Annotated in this window: 18 protein-coding genes; 12 read left to right on the top strand and 6 right to left on the bottom strand. The window is 70.4% G+C overall.

Translation table 11 applies throughout. The features are described from left to right. Window positions 1–5 precede the first annotated feature (5 nt). Entirely contained in the window at window positions 6–1817 is a 1812-nt protein-coding gene (locus ACYVJ3_RS09460) for an ATP-binding protein (protein ID WP_460852702.1), read from the top strand. Next, complete coding sequence (locus tag ACYVJ3_RS09465) at window positions 1814–2755, top strand: hydroxymethylglutaryl-CoA lyase (RefSeq protein ID WP_460852704.1); 942 nt, start codon at window positions 1814–1816, stop codon at window positions 2753–2755. The genes ACYVJ3_RS09460 and ACYVJ3_RS09465 overlap by 4 nt, the downstream gene beginning before the upstream one ends. Before the next feature lie 121 nt (window positions 2756–2876). Here ACYVJ3_RS09465 and ACYVJ3_RS09470 read toward each other — a convergent pair whose 3' ends face one another. After that, entirely contained in the window at window positions 2877–3584 is a 708-nt protein-coding gene (locus ACYVJ3_RS09470) for an EcsC family protein (protein WP_460852706.1), read from the bottom strand. A gap of 62 nt (window positions 3585–3646) precedes the next feature. On the opposite strand from ACYVJ3_RS09470, the gene aat reads away from it, so the two are divergent. Both aat and ACYVJ3_RS09480 read left to right on the top strand, forming a co-directional pair. Continuing rightward, window positions 3647–4366 (top strand): leucyl/phenylalanyl-tRNA--protein transferase, encoded by a 720-nt coding sequence (gene aat, locus ACYVJ3_RS09475; RefSeq protein ID WP_460852708.1) that lies wholly within the window; start codon window positions 3647–3649, stop codon window positions 4364–4366. 30 nt (window positions 4367–4396) lie between these two features. Then, window positions 4397–4879 (top strand): hypothetical protein, encoded by a 483-nt coding sequence (locus tag ACYVJ3_RS09480; protein WP_460852710.1) that lies wholly within the window; start codon window positions 4397–4399, stop codon window positions 4877–4879. Here ACYVJ3_RS09480 and ACYVJ3_RS09485 read toward each other — a convergent pair whose 3' ends face one another. Both ACYVJ3_RS09485 and ACYVJ3_RS09490 read right to left on the bottom strand, forming a co-directional pair. After that, the gene (locus ACYVJ3_RS09485; RefSeq protein WP_460852711.1) at window positions 4880–5230 is read right to left on the bottom strand and encodes a rhodanese-like domain-containing protein; all 351 of its coding nucleotides are present in this window, start codon (window positions 5228–5230) and stop codon (window positions 4880–4882) included. Then, entirely contained in the window at window positions 5227–6111 is an 885-nt protein-coding gene (locus ACYVJ3_RS09490; protein WP_460852712.1) for an Fpg/Nei family DNA glycosylase, read from the bottom strand. The genes ACYVJ3_RS09485 and ACYVJ3_RS09490 overlap by 4 nt, the downstream gene beginning before the upstream one ends. 84 nt (window positions 6112–6195) lie before the next feature. Here ACYVJ3_RS09490 and ACYVJ3_RS09495 point away from each other — a divergent pair, with 84 nt between their 5' ends. The 7 genes from ACYVJ3_RS09495 (at window position 6196) to ACYVJ3_RS09525 (ending at window position 13549) form a co-directional block, all read left to right on the top strand. Continuing rightward, window positions 6196–7392 (top strand): ATP-binding protein, encoded by a 1197-nt coding sequence (locus tag ACYVJ3_RS09495; RefSeq protein WP_460852713.1) that lies wholly within the window; start codon window positions 6196–6198, stop codon window positions 7390–7392. Window positions 7393–7396: 4 nt separating this feature from the next. Further along, complete coding sequence (locus tag ACYVJ3_RS09500) at window positions 7397–8017, top strand: hypothetical protein (protein ID WP_460852714.1); 621 nt, start codon at window positions 7397–7399, stop codon at window positions 8015–8017. A gap of 57 nt (window positions 8018–8074) precedes the next feature. Beyond that, window positions 8075–8716 (top strand): NADPH-dependent F420 reductase, encoded by a 642-nt coding sequence (locus ACYVJ3_RS09505; RefSeq protein WP_460852715.1) that lies wholly within the window; start codon window positions 8075–8077, stop codon window positions 8714–8716. 108 nt (window positions 8717–8824) lie between these two features. Next, the gene (nirB, locus tag ACYVJ3_RS09510; protein ID WP_460852716.1) at window positions 8825–11386 is read left to right on the top strand and encodes a nitrite reductase large subunit NirB; all 2562 of its coding nucleotides are present in this window, start codon (window positions 8825–8827) and stop codon (window positions 11384–11386) included. Further along, on the top strand, window positions 11386–11754 hold the full coding sequence (gene nirD, locus ACYVJ3_RS09515; RefSeq protein WP_460852717.1) for a nitrite reductase small subunit NirD: 369 nt from the start codon (window positions 11386–11388) through the stop codon (window positions 11752–11754). The genes nirB and nirD overlap by 1 nt, the downstream gene beginning before the upstream one ends. Continuing rightward, entirely contained in the window at window positions 11751–12869 is a 1119-nt protein-coding gene (locus ACYVJ3_RS09520) for a uroporphyrinogen-III synthase (protein ID WP_460852718.1), read from the top strand. Before nirD ends, ACYVJ3_RS09520 begins: the two co-directional genes overlap by 4 nt. Continuing rightward, entirely contained in the window at window positions 12866–13549 is a 684-nt protein-coding gene (locus ACYVJ3_RS09525) for a sirohydrochlorin chelatase (RefSeq protein WP_460852719.1), read from the top strand. The genes ACYVJ3_RS09520 and ACYVJ3_RS09525 overlap by 4 nt, the downstream gene beginning before the upstream one ends. A 49-nt stretch (window positions 13550–13598) precedes the next feature. Here the strand turns inward: ACYVJ3_RS09525 and ACYVJ3_RS09530 are convergent, their stop codons facing one another. The 3 genes from ACYVJ3_RS09530 to ACYVJ3_RS09540 all read right to left on the bottom strand — a co-directional run bounded on the left by ACYVJ3_RS09530 (window position 13599) and on the right by ACYVJ3_RS09540 (window position 16281). Beyond that, window positions 13599–14141 (bottom strand): hypothetical protein, encoded by a 543-nt coding sequence (locus tag ACYVJ3_RS09530; protein ID WP_460852720.1) that lies wholly within the window; start codon window positions 14139–14141, stop codon window positions 13599–13601. A gap of 321 nt (window positions 14142–14462) precedes the next feature. Beyond that, the gene (locus ACYVJ3_RS09535; protein WP_460852721.1) at window positions 14463–15137 is read right to left on the bottom strand and encodes a hypothetical protein; all 675 of its coding nucleotides are present in this window, start codon (window positions 15135–15137) and stop codon (window positions 14463–14465) included. Between the two features lie 151 nt (window positions 15138–15288). After that, complete coding sequence (locus ACYVJ3_RS09540; protein ID WP_460852722.1) at window positions 15289–16281, bottom strand: class I SAM-dependent methyltransferase; 993 nt, start codon at window positions 16279–16281, stop codon at window positions 15289–15291. Window positions 16282–16345: 64 nt separating this feature from the next. On the opposite strand from ACYVJ3_RS09540, the gene ACYVJ3_RS09545 reads away from it, so the two are divergent. Beyond that, entirely contained in the window at window positions 16346–17077 is a 732-nt protein-coding gene (locus ACYVJ3_RS09545) for a Fic family protein (RefSeq protein WP_460852723.1), read from the top strand. Window positions 17078–17291 lie beyond the last annotated feature (214 nt).

A 17291-nucleotide genomic window follows, 5' to 3' on the forward strand; every position in this document is an offset into this window, starting at 1 on the left:
GCGCGATGAAGTCACTGCTGGTCGCCAACCGCGGCGAGATCGCGCTGCGGGTCTTCCGCACCTGCGCTGCCCACGGCATCCGCACCATCGCCATCCACACCGAGGCCGACGCCGACGCCCCGCACGTCCGCGCGGCGGACGTGGCGGTGTCGGTGCCCTCCTACCTCGACACGGCCGCCGTCGTCGCGGCCGCCGCGCTCACGGGTGCCGACGCGATCCACCCGGGCTACGGCTTCCTCTCCGAGAACGCCGCCTTCGCCCGCGCGGTGGGCGAGGCCGGCATCACCTGGATCGGCCCCACGCCTGAGGTCATCGAGCGGATGGGCCGCAAGGACGCCGCGCGCGAGATCGCCGTGGCAGCGGGGGTCCCGGTCGTGCCGTCGTACGACGTCGACGACGACCCGGCGACGTTCGCCTATCCCGTGCTGGCGAAGGCGGCCGCGGGCGGCGGCGGCAAGGGCATGCGCGTCGTACGCTCCGCCGCCGAGCTGCCGGAGGCGGTCGCGGCCGCCCAGCGTGAGGCGCTCAGCGCCTTCGGCGACGACGTGATGATCATCGAGAAGTACGTCGAGCGTGGCCGGCACATCGAGGTCCAGATCGTCGGTGACACCCACGGGAAGGTGCTGCACCTGCTGACCCGCGAGTGCTCCGCGCAGCGTCGTCACCAGAAGGTGCTCGAGGAGGCGCCGGCGCCGGCGCTGCCCGAGGAGACCCGGGCCGCGCTGCACGCGGCCGCCGTCGCGCTCGGCGAAGCGGTGGGCTACACGAACGCCGGCACGGTCGAGTTCCTGCTCGACGTCGACACCGGCGAGTTCTACTTCCTCGAGATGAACACCCGGCTCCAGGTCGAGCACCCCGTGACCGAGGAGGTCACCGGCGTCGACGTCGTCGAGCTGCAGCTCCACGTCGCCGCGGGCCACCCGATCACCGTCGAGCAGGAGGCCGTCGTGCCGGAGGGCCACGCGATCGAGGCGCGGGTGTACGCCGAGGACGCGTTCGGCGGCTTCCTCCCGCAGGCAGGTACGGCGTCCCAGGTCCACTGGTCCTTCCACGCCCGTGTGGATCACGCCCTCGAGCCGGGACAGGTCGTCAGCACGGCGTACGACCCGATGCTGGGGAAGGTGATCGCCTTCGCGCCCGATCGCGAGCGGGCGCGGAACCTGCTCGTGCGCGCGCTGGACGACACCGCGATCCTCGGGCTCACCACCAACACCGGCTTCCTGCGGGCGCTCGCCGCGAGCGCGGAGTTCGCCAAGCCCGGCGCCATCGACACCGCGTGGCTGGACCGCAACGAGGTCCCGGCACCCGACCCGGCCGAGGCGCGGGCGATCGCGGCCCGGCTCTGGCTGGACCGGCATCGCGAGCACGCCGGTCCGATGGCCGGCGACGGCTTCCGGATGGGTGCGGCTCCTGCTCCGGCCACCGTCGAGTTCACCGACGGCGTCGTCGAGATGCAGGTTCCGGCTGCATCTCGGGCCGATTCCCAGCCGCAACCTGCATCTCGCGTGACGGCGCACGAGGTCGAGCTGGCGCTGCACGGCCAGCGCTACGTCTTCACCCGGCCCGACGGGTCCGCCGACCACGGCGCGGCCGCGGCCGACGGCACCATCGTCAGCCCGATGCCCGGCACGGTCCTCGACGTACGCGTCGCGGTCGGGGACAGTGTCGAGGAGGGGCAGGTCCTCGGGGTCGTGGAGGCGATGAAGATGGAGCTGGCGCTCAAGGCGCCGTACGCCGGCACGGTGACCGCCGTGTCCGCGGCCACCGCCCAGCAGGTGGCCCTCGGCGCGACGCTGTTCGTGGTCGAGCCGGCATGACCACGCTGCCGATGGTCGTGCCGGAGCCCGGCCTGCCGAGCAGGGTGACGGTCTACGAGGTCGGCGCCCGCGACGGCCTGCAGAACGAGAAGAAGGCCATCTCGACGGCGACCAAGAGCGAGTTCATCCACCGCCTGGTCGCCGCGGGCGCGCCCGTGGTCGAGGCCACCTCGTTCGTGCACCCGAAGTGGGTGCCGCAGTTGGCCGATGCCGCCGACCTGATGACCGGCCTGGTCGCCGAGATGGGCGATGCCGCACGCGCGATGCCGGTGCTCGTGCCCAACGACCGCGGGCTCGACCGCGCGCTCGAGCTGGGTCTGCGGCACGTCGCGGTGTTCGCCAGCGCGACCGAGACGTTCGCCAACAAGAACCTCAATCGCGGGCTGGAGACGCAGTTCGAGATGTTCGAGCCGACGGTCGCGCGGGCGCTCGGCGCCGGGCTGGACGTCCGCGGGTACCTCTCGATGTGCTTCGGCGACCCCTGGGAGGGCGCGGTGCCCCTCGGGCAGGTGGTCACCGCCGGCAAGCGGCTGCTCGACCTCGGCTGCCACCAGCTCAGCCTCGGCGACACCATCGGCGTCGCGACGGCCGGGCACGTGCGCGCGCTGGTCGCGGCCTTCGCCGACGCCGGCGTCGGCGCCGACCGGTTGGCGTTGCACTTCCACGACACCTACGGCCAGGCCCTGACCAACGTCCATGCGGGGCTGCAGGCGGGCATCACGACGTACGACGCCTCCGCCGGCGGCCTGGGCGGCTGCCCCTATGCCAAGTCCGCGACCGGGAACCTCGCCACCGAGGACCTCATCTGGTTCCTCACCGGCCTGGGCATCGAGCACGGGATCGACCTCGAGGCGTACGTCGCCACCTCGGCCTGGATGGCCGCCCAGCTCGGTCGGCCGAGCCCGAGCGCCGTCGTGCGGGCCCTGGCTCCGATGTAACACGCTGTTCGCCGGACTTCCACGTCGTCGGAGGTGCTTCCACGCTGTCGTGACGACGTGGAAGCACCGAGAACGGGGCGGTAGACACGCGAACGACGTGTTACACGCGGCGTGCCCGCGGCTAGTCGGCCGCGACGACGACGGCCTTCGGCAGGAACTCGCGATCGGCGTAGCGCCCGACCCGCCACGTCGAGACCCCATCGGCGACCATGCCGACGGCGCCGCCGATGACCGGCATCCGCTTGCCGACGGTGGAGGCGAGGCGCTTGCCGATGACCCGCGAGATCAGCTCGCCGGCGAGCAGGTTCGCGACCTCCTGGTCGCTCGCCACCGTGGCCAGGCCGGAGGCGATGGCGAGGGGTGGGCCGGGGATGCGCTTGGACTTCACCATCTTGGCCACGACCTCCTCGCCGAGCAGGCAGACCAGGATCGCGTTGCGCACCGCGGGATCGTCCAGGTCGTAGCCGCGCAGGTGCGCGATGCCCGCGACCATCCGGCACTGCACCAGCGCCAGGCCGGTGATCGAGGCGGGGGCGACCATCGCGGCGGTGACGATGCCGCCGAGGTTGGTCACGAGTCCCTCCGCGCCGGCGTACCGGACGTGGTTCTCGATGACCTCCTTGACCGCCTTGGTGACGTCGCCGTGCTGCTCGCGCAGCTGCGCGTCGGCGGCCGCGGCCGCACCGGGCAGGCGGCCCACGCCGAGGATCGCGCGGTTCAGCGCGTGCCGGACGAACGACTCGGTGATGCCGGGTGCCATCGAGGTGACCTTCGGTGCGACCTGTCGGGCGACCTCGGTCGCCAGGCCCGTCTTGACGCTCTTGCGCATGACACCCATCCCATCATCGAGGAGCAACCGGTACGTCGGCGGCAGCCGCTAGTTTCCAACCTGTGCCCATCGAACCGCCGCCGACACCCTGGGTCTTCCCCAGCGTGGCGGAACTGAGCGCGCTCCGGCCCGAGACGTCCGCCACACGGGCCGAGGCGGAGCAGGACGGCCAGGACGCCTCCGACCTGGTCGCGATCGGCGCCGACCTCGCCCCGGGCACGCTCCTCGCCGCCTACCGCCGCGGCCTCTTCCCGATGCCCGAGGGCCGCCGCAACGTCGGTTGGTGGTGCCCGGCCCACCGCGGCGTCCTCGAGCTGGCCGACCTGCGCGTCTCCCGCAGCCTCCGCCGCAGCTCCAGGGACTTCGAGATCCGTGTCGACACCGCGTTCGGGCAGGTCGTCGACCACTGCGGCGACCCGCGCCGCCCGCACGGCTGGATCGACCGCCGCATCAAGCAGGCGTACGCCGAGCTGCACCGACTCGGCTGGGCCCACTCGGTCGAGACCTGGCGCGACGGCCGCCTGGTCGGGGGCCTGTACGGCGTCGCCGTCGGCGGGCTGTTCGCCGGCGAGTCGATGTTCCACCACGAGCGCGACGCCTCGAAGGTCGCGCTCGTCGGCCTGGTCGAGAGGCTCCGCGGCCAAGGAGGCGACCGGCTGATCGACGTCCAGTGGGCCACCCCGCACCTGCGCTCGCTCGGCGTCAGGACGGTCCCGCGGTCGGCGTACCTCTCCCGCCTGCCGGGCCTGCTGGAGACACCTGAGGCGAACTTCGAGGACTGAAACCGGAGGATGGTGGGCAGCGTGGAGGCCATGACCCTCAACAAGAAGCTCGGCGCGCTCGGCGCCGCTGCCGTCCTGTCCCTCTCGCTGACTGCCTGCGGCGGTGGCGGGGCCGATGCCGCAGGGGCGCCCAAGAACGCCGATCCGAAGGCCTTCTGTGACTTCCTGACCAAGCACGAGCAGATGGTCAACGACTCCGCCAGCCCTGCCGACCAGGTCGAGCAGGCTCACAAGTACGCCGAGGACCTGGCCAAGATCGGCACCCCGAAGACGGTCACCGGCGACGACCGCCAAGGCTTCGAGGCGCTGATCGAGTGGCTCAACGGCCTGGACGAGGCCGACGCGAAGCGCTTCGACAAGATGTCGGGAGGGGACGCGAAGGACCTGTTCGGCGACAAGGCCGACGTGATCCAGGGCTTCTTGACGAATTCGATGATGGGTTGCGCGAAGGGTCAGATGCCCGACCTCGGCGACCTGGCCTCCGACATGGCCACCGCGATCCCCAGCAACTGATCAGGCGACGTACGCCGGCCCATCGGTCTCGCTGACCATGGGCCGGCCGGCGGCCTCCCAGTCGAGCATCCCGCCGGCGAGGTTGACGACGTCGTACCCCTGCTGCGCGAGGTAGGCGGTGGCCTGGGCCGAGCGGCCGCCGACCTTGCACACGACCAGCGTCTGGGCCGGGTCGAGCTCGGCGAGGTCGCTGATCCGGACCGGGAGCATCCCGAGCGGGATGTGCAGCGCGCCGTCGATGTGGCCCGCGGCCCACTCCTGAGGCTCGCGCACGTCGAGGACGGTGAGCCCCTCAGGCAGCGGGTTCGGGACGTTCTCGATGGCGATGGTGGGGACGTTCATGGCACTCATTTCAACAGCTTGGACATGCGGCGGTCGGCGAGCGGCTTGCCGCCGGTCTGGCAGGTGGCGCAGTACTGCAGGCTCGAGTCGGCGAAGGACACCTCACGCACGACGTCGCCACACACCGGGCACTTCTCGCCGGTGCGCCCGTGCACGGCGAGGTTCGACTTCTTCTCGGCCTTGAGCTCGCTGGCGGCCAGCCCGCGGGAGCGCTCGACGGCGTCGCCGATCGTGGTGCGGATGGCGGCGTACAGCGTCTCGAGGTCCGCCCCCTCGATCGACCTCGCGGGCTTGAACGGCGACATCCGCGCGGCGTGCAGGATCTCGTCGGAGTAGGCGTTGCCGATGCCGGCGATCGTGCCCTGGTGACGCAGGACGCCCTTGATCTGCTTGCCTCCCTCGGCGGCCAGGATCTCGGCGAGCGCGTCGACGGTGAAGTCCTCGCGCAGCGGATCGGGGCCGAGCGAGGCGATGCCGGGGACGTCCAGGGGGTCGCGCACGAGGTAGCAGGCCAGCGACTTCTTGGTGCCGGCCTCGGTGACGTCCAGGCCGGGGGTGACGTCGCTGTCGTCGACGGGCGAGAGGACCACCCGCACGGCCAGCCTCGACTTCATCGATGGCTTCGGCGGCAGCGCCGGGACCTCGTCCTTCCAGCGCACCCAACCGGCGCGGGCGAGGTGGAACACCAGGTGCAGCCCGGACGCCTCGATGTCGAGGAACTTGCCGTGCCGGCGTACGCCGTCCACGAACGCGCCCTCGATCGCGGAGAGCGGCGGGTCGTAGGTCTTCAGCGCGCTGAACTGGGGCACGTGGATCTTGGTGATCGCGCGGCCGGCCAGCCGGCCGGTGAGGTCCTGGGCCAGCGCCTCGACCTCGGGCAGCTCGGGCATGGCGCAATCTTAGGGAGCGGGCCGACGATGCGACACGCTAGAAGGATCTAGGGCAGGCGATAGAGACGCCGATACGGTCACATCATGGACCCGATCCGCAACCCCTACGCGCCCGGCGCCGGCCAGCGGCCGCCCGAGCTGGCCGGCCGCGACGAGCAGCTGGCGCAGTTCGACGTGGTGCTGGAGCGCGTCTCCCGTGGCCGTCCCGAGCGGTCGCTCGTCCTCACCGGCCTGCGGGGTGTCGGCAAGACGGTGCTGCTCAACGCGCTCCGCAGCGCCGCCGTCCGCAAGGGCTGGGGCACCGGCAAGCTCGAGGCCCGGCCCGACCAGTCCTTGCGGCGCCCGCTGGCCTCCGCGCTCCACCAGGCCGTCCGCGAGCTCGGCCACCCGTCCTCCGACGAGACCGCGCAGGTGCTCGGTGTGGTGCGGGCCTTCGTCGAGCGGGACGCCGGTCCGGCCGCCAAGCTCAAGGACAAGTGGAGCCCGGGCATCGACGCGGCACCCACCCGGGGTCGCGCCGACTCCGGCGACATCGAGATCGACCTCGTGGAGCTGCTCACCGACATCGGCGGCCTCGCCCAGGACGTCGGCAAGGGCGTCGGCATCTTCATCGACGAGATGCAGGACCTCGGCGCCGACGACATCAGCGCGCTCTGCGCCGCCTGCCACGAGCTCAGCCAGAACGGCCTGCCGGTCATCGTGGTCGGCGCCGGCTTGCCCCACCTGCCCGCCGTGCTGAGCGCCAGCAAGTCCTACTCCGAGCGCCTCTTCTCCTACCAGCGCATCGACCGGCTGGCCCGCGACGCCGCCGACCGGGCGCTCTGCGCGCCGGCCGCCGACGAGGACGCCCGCTTCGAGCCTGACGCGCTCGACGCGATGTACGACGCCACCGGGGGCTACCCCTACTTCATCCAGGCCTACGGCAAGGCGGTGTGGGACCTGGCTCCCCGCAGCCCGATCACCGTCGACGACATCGCGGTCGCCGCGCCCGAGGCCGAGCGCGAGCTGGCCGTCGGCTTCTTCGGGTCGCGCTACGAGCGGGCGACACCCGGTGAGCGCGACTACCTGCGCGCGATGGCCGACGCCGCGACCGAGGAGTCCGACGACCCGGTCGGTGCCGTGGCGACCGCCGACGTGGCCGCCGTGCTCGGGAAGCGTCCGCAGTCGCTCTCGCCCGCGCGCGACGCGCTGCTGAAGAAGGGACTGATCTACTCCGGCGAACGCGGCAAGATCGCCTTCACGGTGCCCCACTTCGGGCGCTACCTCCGCACCGTCAGCTGAGCCCGTGCAGCAGCAGCGGTCCCTGCCCGACCGGTTCGAGATGCGCGACCTGCGCGATCGGCTGGAGGACTCCGCCTTCCTCAGGATGGGGTCCGGCGTGCTCTACGGGCTGCTCGGCTACGTCCTGGTCGGCGGCCTGATGCTGCTCTACTACGCCAACACCGGCGGCGCCGACGGCGACTCGCGCGACCCGGTGCTCATCGGGCTCTCCTGGTCGATCATCGCCACCGCCGTCGCGGGCAACGCTGCGATGCTCCGGTCGTGGCGTCGCTTCCAGTCCGACCTGCGGCGCTGGGTGGACGGGCTCGTGCTGCTCGACCCGGCGACGACCCCGCGGGGCCGGACCGAGCACCGCATCACCGGCCATGGCAAGTACGGTCCGTCGCCCGGCTCGGGGTTCCTCCTCGGAGGCGCGTTCATCCCGCCGTTCGGCACCCTCGTTCCGCCCATGACCGTGCTGGTGCTGACCATCGCACTCGGCGACCCGCACGGGGCCGCGGACGCCTGGCAGCTCGGCATCGCCCTCGTCGCCGCGCTGGGCTGCAGCCTCCTGCTGGTCCTGGTTCCCGGAGGGCAGGCCCGGCAGGGCCGCCGTACCGTCGCCTGGAGGCGTGCCTCGCGGTAGCGTCGCAACGCCGTCCGGCCGCACTGTCCGGCAGCGCCGATCGAGAGCGAGACAGAGATGAAGTTCGCCGTCCTGGGCACCGGCATGGTCGGCAACGCCCTCGCGCAGCGCCTGGCCGAGCTCGGCCACGAGGTCGCCATGGGCACCCGCGACCCCGCGGCCACGCAGGCCCGCGACGACTTCCGGGCCATCGCCGGCGTCGCCCTGGCGACGTACGCCGACGCCGCGGCGAGCGCCGAGGTCGTCATCAACGCCACCAACGGCGGCGTCACCCTCGACGTGCTGCAGCAGGCCGGTGCCGACCACCTGGCCGGCAAGGTGCTGATCGACCTGGCCAACGGCCTGGACTTCTCACAGGGCTTCCCGCCGACCATCACGACCCCGCAGGACGACTCGATCGGCGAGCAGGTCCAGCGTGCGTTCCCCGACGCCAGGGTGGTCAAGACGCTCAACACCCTCAACGCCGGTCTGATGGTCCATCCCGAGACGCTGCCGGAGCCGACGACCGTCTTCGTCTCCGGGGACGACGCCGACGCGAAGGCCACCGTGACCGCGCTCCTCAATGAGCTCGGCCACGCCGATGTCATCGATCTCGGTGACATCACCACGGCCCGTGGGACCGAGTGGATGATGCCGTTCTGGACCCGCCTGATGGACGCCCTGGGCACCCCGCAGTTCAACTACCGCATCGTGCGTTAGCCCCGTGAGCGTGTGAGAACTAGTTGACCCTGCGGGGTCGGCAACGGCGAAGGAAGCGAAACCCCCGGTCCCTTGAATAGGGACAACGCAGAAGGAAGGGGCTTCGCGATGGCACTTCGCAAGCAGCTGGTCGTGATCGGTCACGGCATGGTCGGACACCGTTTCGTCGAGTCGGCGATCGAGCGCGGACTCACCGAGACCTACGACATCACCATCATCGGCGAGGAGCCGCGCCCGGCGTACGACCGCGTCGCGCTGACCTCCTTCTTCGAGCGCGGCGCCGAGGCGCTCAGCTACCTGCCGGGAGGCAAGTACGCCGACCCGCGGGTCACCCTGCGCACCAACGTCGAGGCGATCGCGGTCTCCCCGAAGCACCGCATCGTCACCCTGAACACCGGCGAGGACCTGCACTACGACGAGCTGGTGCTCGCGACGGGTGCCTACCCGTTCGTCCCGCCGGTGCCGGGCAAGGACCTCAAGAACGTCTTCGTCTACCGGACCATCGAGGACCTCGAGGCGATCCGCAAGGCGTCGAAGAAGGCCAAGATCGGTGCCGTCATCGGCGGTGGCCTGCTCGGCCTGGAGGCCGCGAACGCGCTCTACCAGCTGGGTCTGGAGACCCACGTCGTCGAGCTCGCGCCGCGGCTGATGGCGGTCCAGATCGACGACGCCGCCGGCTCGACGCTCAACAGCCACATCCACAAGCTCGGCCTGAACATCCACACCGGTGCGATGACCGAGGCCATCCTCGGCACCGACAAGGTCACCGGTCTGGCGCTCAAGGACCGCAACCCGATCGACGCCGACGTCGTCGTCTTCTCCGCCGGTATCCGCCCGCGCGACAACCTCGGCCGCGCCGCGGACCTCGAGATCGCCGAGCGCGGCGGCGTCCTGGTCAACGCCCAGTGCCGCACCAGCGACGAGCACATCTACGCGATCGGCGAGTGCGCGGCGCCCGGCGGCCGGATGTACGGCCTGGTCGCCCCCGGCTACGACATGGCCGAGGTCGTCGTCGACAACCTCCTCGGCGGCGAGGGCACCTTCGACGGTGCCGACATGTCCACCAAGCTCAAGCTGCTCGGCGTCGACGTCGCCTCGTTCGGTGACGCTTTCGCCAACACCGAGGACAGCCTCGAGGTCGTCTTCTCCGACGCCGTCGCCGGTGTCTACAAGAAGCTGGTCGTCAAGGAGAAGCCCGACGGCGGCTACGAGCTGCTCGGCGGCATCCTGGTCGGTGACGCCAGCCAGTACGGCGCCCTGCGCCCGCTGGTCGCCAGCGGCATGACGCTGCCGGACAACCCGGAGGACCTGATCCTCCCGCCGTCGCGTGGCGGTGTGGAGCTGGGTCTGCCCGACGACGCCCAGGTCTGCTCCTGCAACAACGTGACCAAGGCCGAGATCGTCGCCGCGATCGCCGACGACTCGACCCTCAACGACGGCTCGCCCTGTGCGGACGCCGCCTGCGTCACCGCGCACACCAAGGCCGGCGGCAGCTGCGGCTCCTGCAAGCCCACGGTCAAGAAGATCGTCGAGGACTACTTCGCGGCCGAGGGCAAGACGGTCGACAAGTCGCTCTGCGCGCACTTCCCGATGACGCGCCAGGAGCTCTTCGACGTCATCGCGATCCACGGCTACAACCGGTTCGACGACATCATCGAGGCGCACGGCACCGGCCGCGGCTGCGACATCTGCAAGCCCACGGTCGCCTCGATCCTGGCGAGCCTGCTCAACCACCACGTGCTCGAGGGCTCCAACGCCACGCTGCAGGACACCAACGACGCCTACCTCGCCAACCTGCAGAAGAACGGCACCTACTCCGTCGTACCCCGCATCCCCGGTGGCGAGATCACCCCGGACAAGCTGATCGTGATCGGTGAGGTGGCCCGCGACTACGGCCTCTACACCAAGATCACCGGTGGCCAGCGGATCGACATGTTCGGCGCCCGCATGGAGGACCTGCCCGCGATCTGGAAGCGCCTGGTCGACGCCGGCATGGAGTCCGGCCACGCCTACGGCAAGTCGCTGCGGACCGTGAAGTCCTGCGTCGGCTCGACCTGGTGCCGCTACGGCGTGCAGGACTCGGTCGGCCTGGCCATCGAGCTGGAGCTGCGCTACCGCGGTCTCCGGAGCCCGCACAAGCTCAAGGGCGGCGTCTCCGGCTGTGCCCGCGAGTGCGCGGAGGCCCGGTCCAAGGACTTCGGCATCATCGCCACCGACAAGGGCTGGAACCTGTACGTCGGCGGCAACGGCGGCGCCATCCCGGCCCACGCCCAGCTGCTGGCCGGCGACCTGTCCAAGGACGACCTGATCACGTACCTCGACCGCTTCCTCATGTACTACATCCGGACCGCGGACCGGTTGCAGCGCACGGCGTACTGGATGGACGAGATCGGCGGTCTGGACCGCGTCCGTGAGGTCGTCGTCGACGACTCGCTCGGCCTGGGTGCTGAGCTCGAGTCGGCCATGGCGGCCCACATCGGGAGCTACTTCGACGAGTGGAAGGCCACCATCGAGGACCCGGAGAAGATGTCGCGGTTCGTCTCGTTCGTGAACGCCCCCGGTACGCCGGACCCGAACATCACCTTCCGCGAGGAGCGTGGCCAGATCCAGGCCGCGTTGACCGATGGCCCGGTCGAGCTCGGCTCGATGATCCCGGTAGGAGCACCGTGATGCAGGAGTGGGAGAGCGTCTGCCGTCTGGAGCAGATCAACCGTGAGGGCGGTGTGACCGCGCTGGTCCACGGCCGCGCGCTGGCCGTGATCCGGACGCACGACGACCAGGTGTACGCCCTGTCGAACTACGACCCGATCGCCCACGCGTCGGTGCTGGCACGAGGCATCGTCGGCTCGCTGACGCGCTCGGTCGACGGGGTCGACGAGGACGTCCCGTTCATCGCCAGCCCGCTGCTCAAGCAGAAGTACGACCTGCGCACGGGCCTGTGCCTGGACGACTCGTCGGTCGTCGTACCGACCTATCAGGTGCGCGTCGACGACGGTGTTGTCGTGGTGGGGCCACGACAGGGGACAATCGAGTCGTGACCACGCCCGAGCTCCCGCTCGACGGCTTCCGCATCGGCGTGACCGCCACCCGGCGGGCCGACGAGCAGATCGCCCTCCTCGAACGTCGGGGGGCCGAGGTGGTGCACGCCCCGGCGTTGTCGATCGACCCGAACCACATCGACGAGGACGGTCTGCGCACCGCCACGAAGGACGTGCTGGCGCGACCGGTCGACATCTTCCTGGCGACCACCGGGATCGGCCTGAAGTCGTGGTTCGACGCCGCCGAGCGGTGGGGGATGCTCAGCCGGCTCGAGGCGCACCTGGCCTCCGCGGTGATCCTGGCGCGCGGTCCGAAGAGCGTCGGCGCGCTGCGCCGCTTCGGCCTGCGCGAGCTGTGGGCGCCCGAGTCCGAGCAGCTCGAGGACGTGCTCGCGCACCTGCGCGGGCAGGACCTCACCGGCAAGCGGATCGTCGTGCAGGAGCACGGCCAGTCGCTGTCGATGGCCGCCCACGCGCTGCGTCGTCAGGGCGCCGAGGTCGACGTGGTCACCGTCTACCGCGTCGAGGGTGCGGTCGACCCCGAGCCGATGTTCGGCCTGGTCGAGGACATCGCGCACCGCCGCGTCCACGCGGTCACCTTCACCGCCGCTCCCGCTGTCGCCGCGCTCATGCAGGCGGCCGTCACCTCCGGCCACCGCGACGAGGTCGTCAGCGCCTTCCAGGCCGACGTCATCGCCGCCTGTGTCGGCCCGGTCACCGCCGCCGGTTTCGAGATGTGGGGCGTCCCCACGATCTTCCCCGACCGCATGCGGCTCGCCGCGATGGTCAAGCAGCTCGAGACCGAGCTCCCCTCGCGCGCCTCCGGCACCTCCCTCGAGGTCGCCGGGCACACCCTGCTCCTGCACGGCGACGACGTGCTCATCGACGGGGTCGCGGTCCGGCTGACGCCGGCGCCGTACGCCGTCCTGCAGGCGCTCCTGGTCAACCCCGGCAACGTCGTCTCGCGGCGCGACCTGCTCGCCGCCCTGCCGTCCGGCACCGCCGGCTCCGAGCACGCCGTCGAGATGGCCGTGGCCCGCCTTCGCGCGGCCCTCGGCACCCGGATCATCCAGACCGTCGTCAAGCGCGGCTACCGGCTCGCGGTGGCGACATGAGGCTCCTCACCGTCGCCCACGGCACCCGGCTCGCTGCCGGGAACGAGGTCGCTCGCGAGCTGACCGCCGTCGCCGGCGCGCGGATGGGCCTGTCCGCGGAGGCGACGTACGTCGAGCTCTGCGCACCGCTCTTCTCCGACGCAGTGGGGGCGTCGGAGGAGGCGGGGGTCGTGGTGCCGCTGCTGCTGTCGACCGGCTACCACCTGCGGGTGGACCTGCCGGCCGCGATCGAGGCCGTGTCCGGTGGTCGGGACCTCCGCCTGGGCCCCGCGCTCGGCCCCGACTCGCTGCTGGCCGCCGCTCAGGTGGCGCGCCTGGAGGCCGCCGGTGCCCGTCGTGGACAGCCGGTCGTCCTGGTGGCCGCCGGCTCCAACGACCCGCTCGCCGTCGCCGACATCGCCAAGGCGGGCCGGCTGCTCGCCCGTTCCTGGGGCGGCACCGTCCGGGTGGCCGTGCTGTCGGGCGTGGGCCCGCGGGTGGCCGACGTGGTGCGACCGGGTGATGCGGTGTCGCCGTACCTCCTCGCGCCTGGCTTCTTCGCCGACCGTGCGCGCGACCAGGCCGAGGCCGCCGGAGCCTCGGTCGTCGCCGACGTCATCGGTACCCACGACGCGGTCGTCGAGCTCGTCTGCCGTCGCGCGGACGCTCTGCTCGCGGGTCTGATCGTCGCCTCGGCCTGAGACTTCGCGTGCCGGCGTGTCGGTGGAACAAGCTCTGGATTGTTGTGACTCAGTACCGCGACATCATGGACGTGTCTGCGTCGACGACCCACGAATCGTTCTCATACTTCATCGTGAGTGTCGCCGTCTTCGTCTGCGAACGCTTGCCGCCGAAGACAAAGGCAAGCGTCTTCGCGTTGCCACCGACGTAACTGACCGTCGACGTCGTCTGCAGCGTGGCAGCGTGAGTGCCTTGCCTCGTCACAGTCGTTTGGACGTCGACTTTGGTCTCTCGGCGTATGGTCAGCATCGACTCACCGACACGCGACTCGACCATCTCATCGGTCCTCGTGGTCTTTAGCCTGTGCCACTGCCCAAGGCTCGGGCAATCCGTCTGCCCACCAACTGCTAGGACCTGCTGTTGCATTCTGGGGCTCATCAGCGCGCACGCGGTGGTGACATCGTCCGTGGCCTGCGCGACCTCGTACGACTGTGCGACCTGGGACAGTTGGTCGCGTGTCGGCGTTGAATCGCGCTGTCCGCATCCCGACAGGCCGACCAGCCCCATCGACGCCCCGAGCGCCGCGACCATCAACTGCGAAGTGCGCTTCATTTCGGATCTCCGGAGAATGGCTAACACGCTCAGTTGCTCGAGCGATGACCGCGAAGCAAGCGACCGATGGCCGAGAAGGCGAGGATCAACACGAGTGTCAAGAGTCCAGCACCCAGTCCAGCGACCCACGAGCTTGTGAACCCGAACGTCCCGACGGATGCGATCACGATCATGACGATGCTGCCGTACATAGCCCGTTCCTTCCCGAAGATTGCGAACATCAAACCACGGTCGATGGCGTTCAGATTGTCTCTGCTCCCGCAGATCGCGTGGCGCGAAGAATCACGCCGTCTGCGGGCGCACGTTCGGCTCGAGGCCTCTTCACCATGGAGTGGTGCAATGGACGTACTTCAGGATCCCCGAAGAGATCGAACCCGCCGCGATCGTGGCCATCTTCACTTCGCCGGCTCCGGGGATGAAGTATGAAACTGCCTTCACGACTCCTCCGCCTTCCGCAATCGTGACTGCGGCTGACACGCCCTTCTGCAGGCAGGACTGCGCGAAGGCGGTCGCCCTCGCCTGTTGCCGAACCGACACCTTGTATCTGCGAACCGCTGCCTTGAGCCACGTCGTCCCGGTCGAGGCGCTGCCGTCCCAGCCGTGCGCGGTGATCCTGATCCTGAACGCGGAATTACGGCGCGGGAAGTCCTTGTAGGGGATGTAGATGCAGTTGCACTGCCGCGTGTAGGTCTTGCACGTGCACCCGTTGAGTGGCACAAGCTTGATCGTGTTGTACTGCACGGTTCCGCCGTCGCCGCCAATGAGATCCCACATCACCAGGACTCCATGACGACCCTCGTCGTTGAAATGCGCTTGGATTCCCTCGGGCTTCATCGCTGCGATTCGCGGGCTGGTGGGCCGCGCGCCCTGCAACACAGAAGTACCGACTCCCACACTTGCGTCGGACTGCCCAGCCGCGATCGCCGGTCCCGCCAATGATCCAACAACAATGACTGTGCTCAACGCCGCCGTCACGACGCGGTTCTTGAAGTTCATCGATCCCCCACATGCGATTGGTCGGCTACCCGATGCAGCCGAGCGATCGGATGATGCCCGTACCGAATTGGGTCGCAATCGCGACCGCTCTTTCAGGTTCTTGCACTGCAAGAACCTGAAAGAGGTCAGCAGCAGGGCTGCGGACTTCGACTCAGCGGAAGTTGATCAGGATGACCCCGGAGTCGTCCATGGACGCAGGCTCGACGAGCCCGGGCACGCCCTGGGCGGGCAGGCTGCCGGTCGTGTAGTCCTGGCTGATCGGCACCGTGTCCTCACCGAGGTACGACGGGCGCACGGCGGTGAGCTGGCCCGTCGCGTCGGCGTCCTCGACGATCCGTTCGCGCTCGGTGCCCTCGGCGATGAGCGGGTGCGCGGTGGCGCGGTGCGGCTTGATGGCGACCATCGCGCGGTAGCACGTGGTGAGGTAGGGCAGCTGCATGCCGTCGTACCCGCGCCCGAAGTCGTCGTAGAACTCCACGACCTCGCGGATCTTGGCCTCGCGCCCGGCCGCGGGGAGCGTGGAGATGTTGGAGCGCGACAGGGCGAGGTCCTGGATCGTGTTGCGGTCGACGGTCTGCCAGTGCTTGAAGGTGGCCTCGTCGTGCGGACCGAAGTACGGCGACGCCTCGAGCGCCTCGTCGGGGCCGGCCATCTCCTGCTCGTGGCGGCCGACGATCCGGCCGAGGCGCTTGACCCACGGGATGCGCTCGTCGCGCAGGTTCCAGACCAGCGCGAGGTAGCCGCCGCGCTTGAGCACGCGGGCGATCTCGGGGAGAGCGCGCTCCTTGTCGAACCAGTGGTAGGCCTGCCCGACGACGACCACGTCGATCGAGGAGTCCGGGACCGGGATCTCCTCGGCCGTGCTCTGGGTGACCCGCATCTCCGGGAAGCGCTGGGTGAGCCGGTCGAACATCTCCGGATCGGGCTCGGTCGCGTGCACGTCGTGGCCGAGGGCGAGCAGCTGCTCGGTGAGCTTGCCGGTGCCGGCGCCCAGCTCCAGGACGGTCAGGGCCTCGCCGCCGACCAGCCACTCGGCGGCCTCGAGGGGGTAGCCGGGTCGGGCACGGTCGTACGCGTCGGCGACGCTGCCGAAGGACAGTGCCCGTTCGGCGAGGGCGCGCTCGGTGAGGTTCTCGTCGGCCATGGTGTGTCCAGATTACGCGTAGTGACTGACGATTCCCGGGAGACGGCTCCGTAGGATCGGCGCCGTGAACGTGTCCGACACCGCTGCCTGGATCTCTTCCCTCGAGGGCGTCCCGTCGGCGTACGCCGGGGCGCGGGACGGCATCGACGTGGTGCTGCGCGACCGCGGGCTCCGGCGTACCGGCCCCGACATGACGGGCGAGTCGCTGCTCCGCGGCGCTGCCGCGTCGGCGGTGCTGGAGGGATCCTCCTCGGACCTGGCCCAGGTGCGCGCCGGCGAGGGCGACGAGATCGCCTCGGACGCGGTGCGGCTCTCGACCGAGCTGCTCGGTCTCGCGCCCGCCCTGCGGAGCCAGCCGTTGCAGGCGTTGGCGCGGATCCACGCGCTGGCGGCCGGCTCCTCACTGCCCGCCGACCGCCTGGGGCGCCCGCGGGACGCGGAGTCCGCCTCGACGCTGAGGGCCGTCGCCTCGCTGCTGCAGGGTGCGCTGGACGCGCCCGCGCTGGGTGTCGCCGCGATCGTGCACGCCGACCTCGCCACGGCCGCACCCTTCCCGTCGCACAACGGCATCGTGGCCCGCGCCGTCGAGCGTCTCGTGCTCGTCGCCCGCGGCGTCGACGAGAAGTCGCTGATCGTCCCCGAGGCCGCCCACCTCGCGCTGCGCTCGGAGTACGAGTCGAACCTGCGCGGCTGGGCGTCCGGCTCCACCGCCGGCCGCCACTCGTGGATGCTCTACACCGCCGAGGCGTACGCCGCCGCGGCCGAGGCCAGCCCGCTGCGGCGTACCGCCAAATAGCGGATCGGTCGTTGGTCGAGTAGCCCCAAGATCCGTTGGTTGAGTAGCACCGAGCGCTAGCGAGGGGCGTATCAGTGATTGGCTTGGTGGGCCTGGTCGCGGTCTGACTCACGCGCGTATCTGACGCCGCTGGCTGTCTTGGTTTCGAAGTGTCGGCTGCGGCCGGGCGTCATCTGAATGATCGCGCCGGGCCGGCCTGCATGACTTGATAGGA

It is taken from the genome of Nocardioides montaniterrae (genome assembly GCF_054782655.1).

Bases quoted from the DNA above. Each gene is read 5' to 3' on its own strand.
- ACYVJ3_RS09465 (WP_460852704.1), top strand. From the start codon at position 1,814: ATGACCACGCTGCCGATGGTCGTGCCGGAGCCCGGCCTGCCGAGCAGG.
- ACYVJ3_RS09505 (WP_460852715.1), top strand. From the start codon at position 8,075: ATGAAGTTCGCCGTCCTGGGCACCGGCATGGTCGGCAACGCCCTCGCG.
- ACYVJ3_RS09495 (WP_460852713.1), top strand. From the start codon at position 6,196: ATGGACCCGATCCGCAACCCCTACGCGCCCGGCGCCGGCCAGCGGCCG.
- ACYVJ3_RS09490 (WP_460852712.1), bottom strand. From the start codon at position 6,111: ATGCCCGAGCTGCCCGAGGTCGAGGCGCTGGCCCAGGACCTCACCGGC.
- ACYVJ3_RS09460 (WP_460852702.1), top strand. From the start codon at position 6: ATGAAGTCACTGCTGGTCGCCAACCGCGGCGAGATCGCGCTGCGGGTC.
- ACYVJ3_RS09470 (WP_460852706.1), bottom strand. From the start codon at position 3,584: ATGCGCAAGAGCGTCAAGACGGGCCTGGCGACCGAGGTCGCCCGACAG.
- ACYVJ3_RS09530 (WP_460852720.1), bottom strand. From the start codon at position 14,141: ATGAAGCGCACTTCGCAGTTGATGGTCGCGGCGCTCGGGGCGTCGATG.
- ACYVJ3_RS09535 (WP_460852721.1), bottom strand. From the start codon at position 15,137: ATGAACTTCAAGAACCGCGTCGTGACGGCGGCGTTGAGCACAGTCATT.
- ACYVJ3_RS09485 (WP_460852711.1), bottom strand. From the start codon at position 5,230: ATGAGTGCCATGAACGTCCCCACCATCGCCATCGAGAACGTCCCGAAC.
- ACYVJ3_RS09480 (WP_460852710.1), top strand. From the start codon at position 4,397: ATGACCCTCAACAAGAAGCTCGGCGCGCTCGGCGCCGCTGCCGTCCTG.
- nirB (WP_460852716.1), top strand. From the start codon at position 8,825: ATGGCACTTCGCAAGCAGCTGGTCGTGATCGGTCACGGCATGGTCGGA.
- ACYVJ3_RS09525 (WP_460852719.1), top strand. From the start codon at position 12,866: ATGAGGCTCCTCACCGTCGCCCACGGCACCCGGCTCGCTGCCGGGAAC.
- ACYVJ3_RS09540 (WP_460852722.1), bottom strand. From the start codon at position 16,281: ATGGCCGACGAGAACCTCACCGAGCGCGCCCTCGCCGAACGGGCACTG.
- nirD (WP_460852717.1), top strand. From the start codon at position 11,386: ATGCAGGAGTGGGAGAGCGTCTGCCGTCTGGAGCAGATCAACCGTGAG.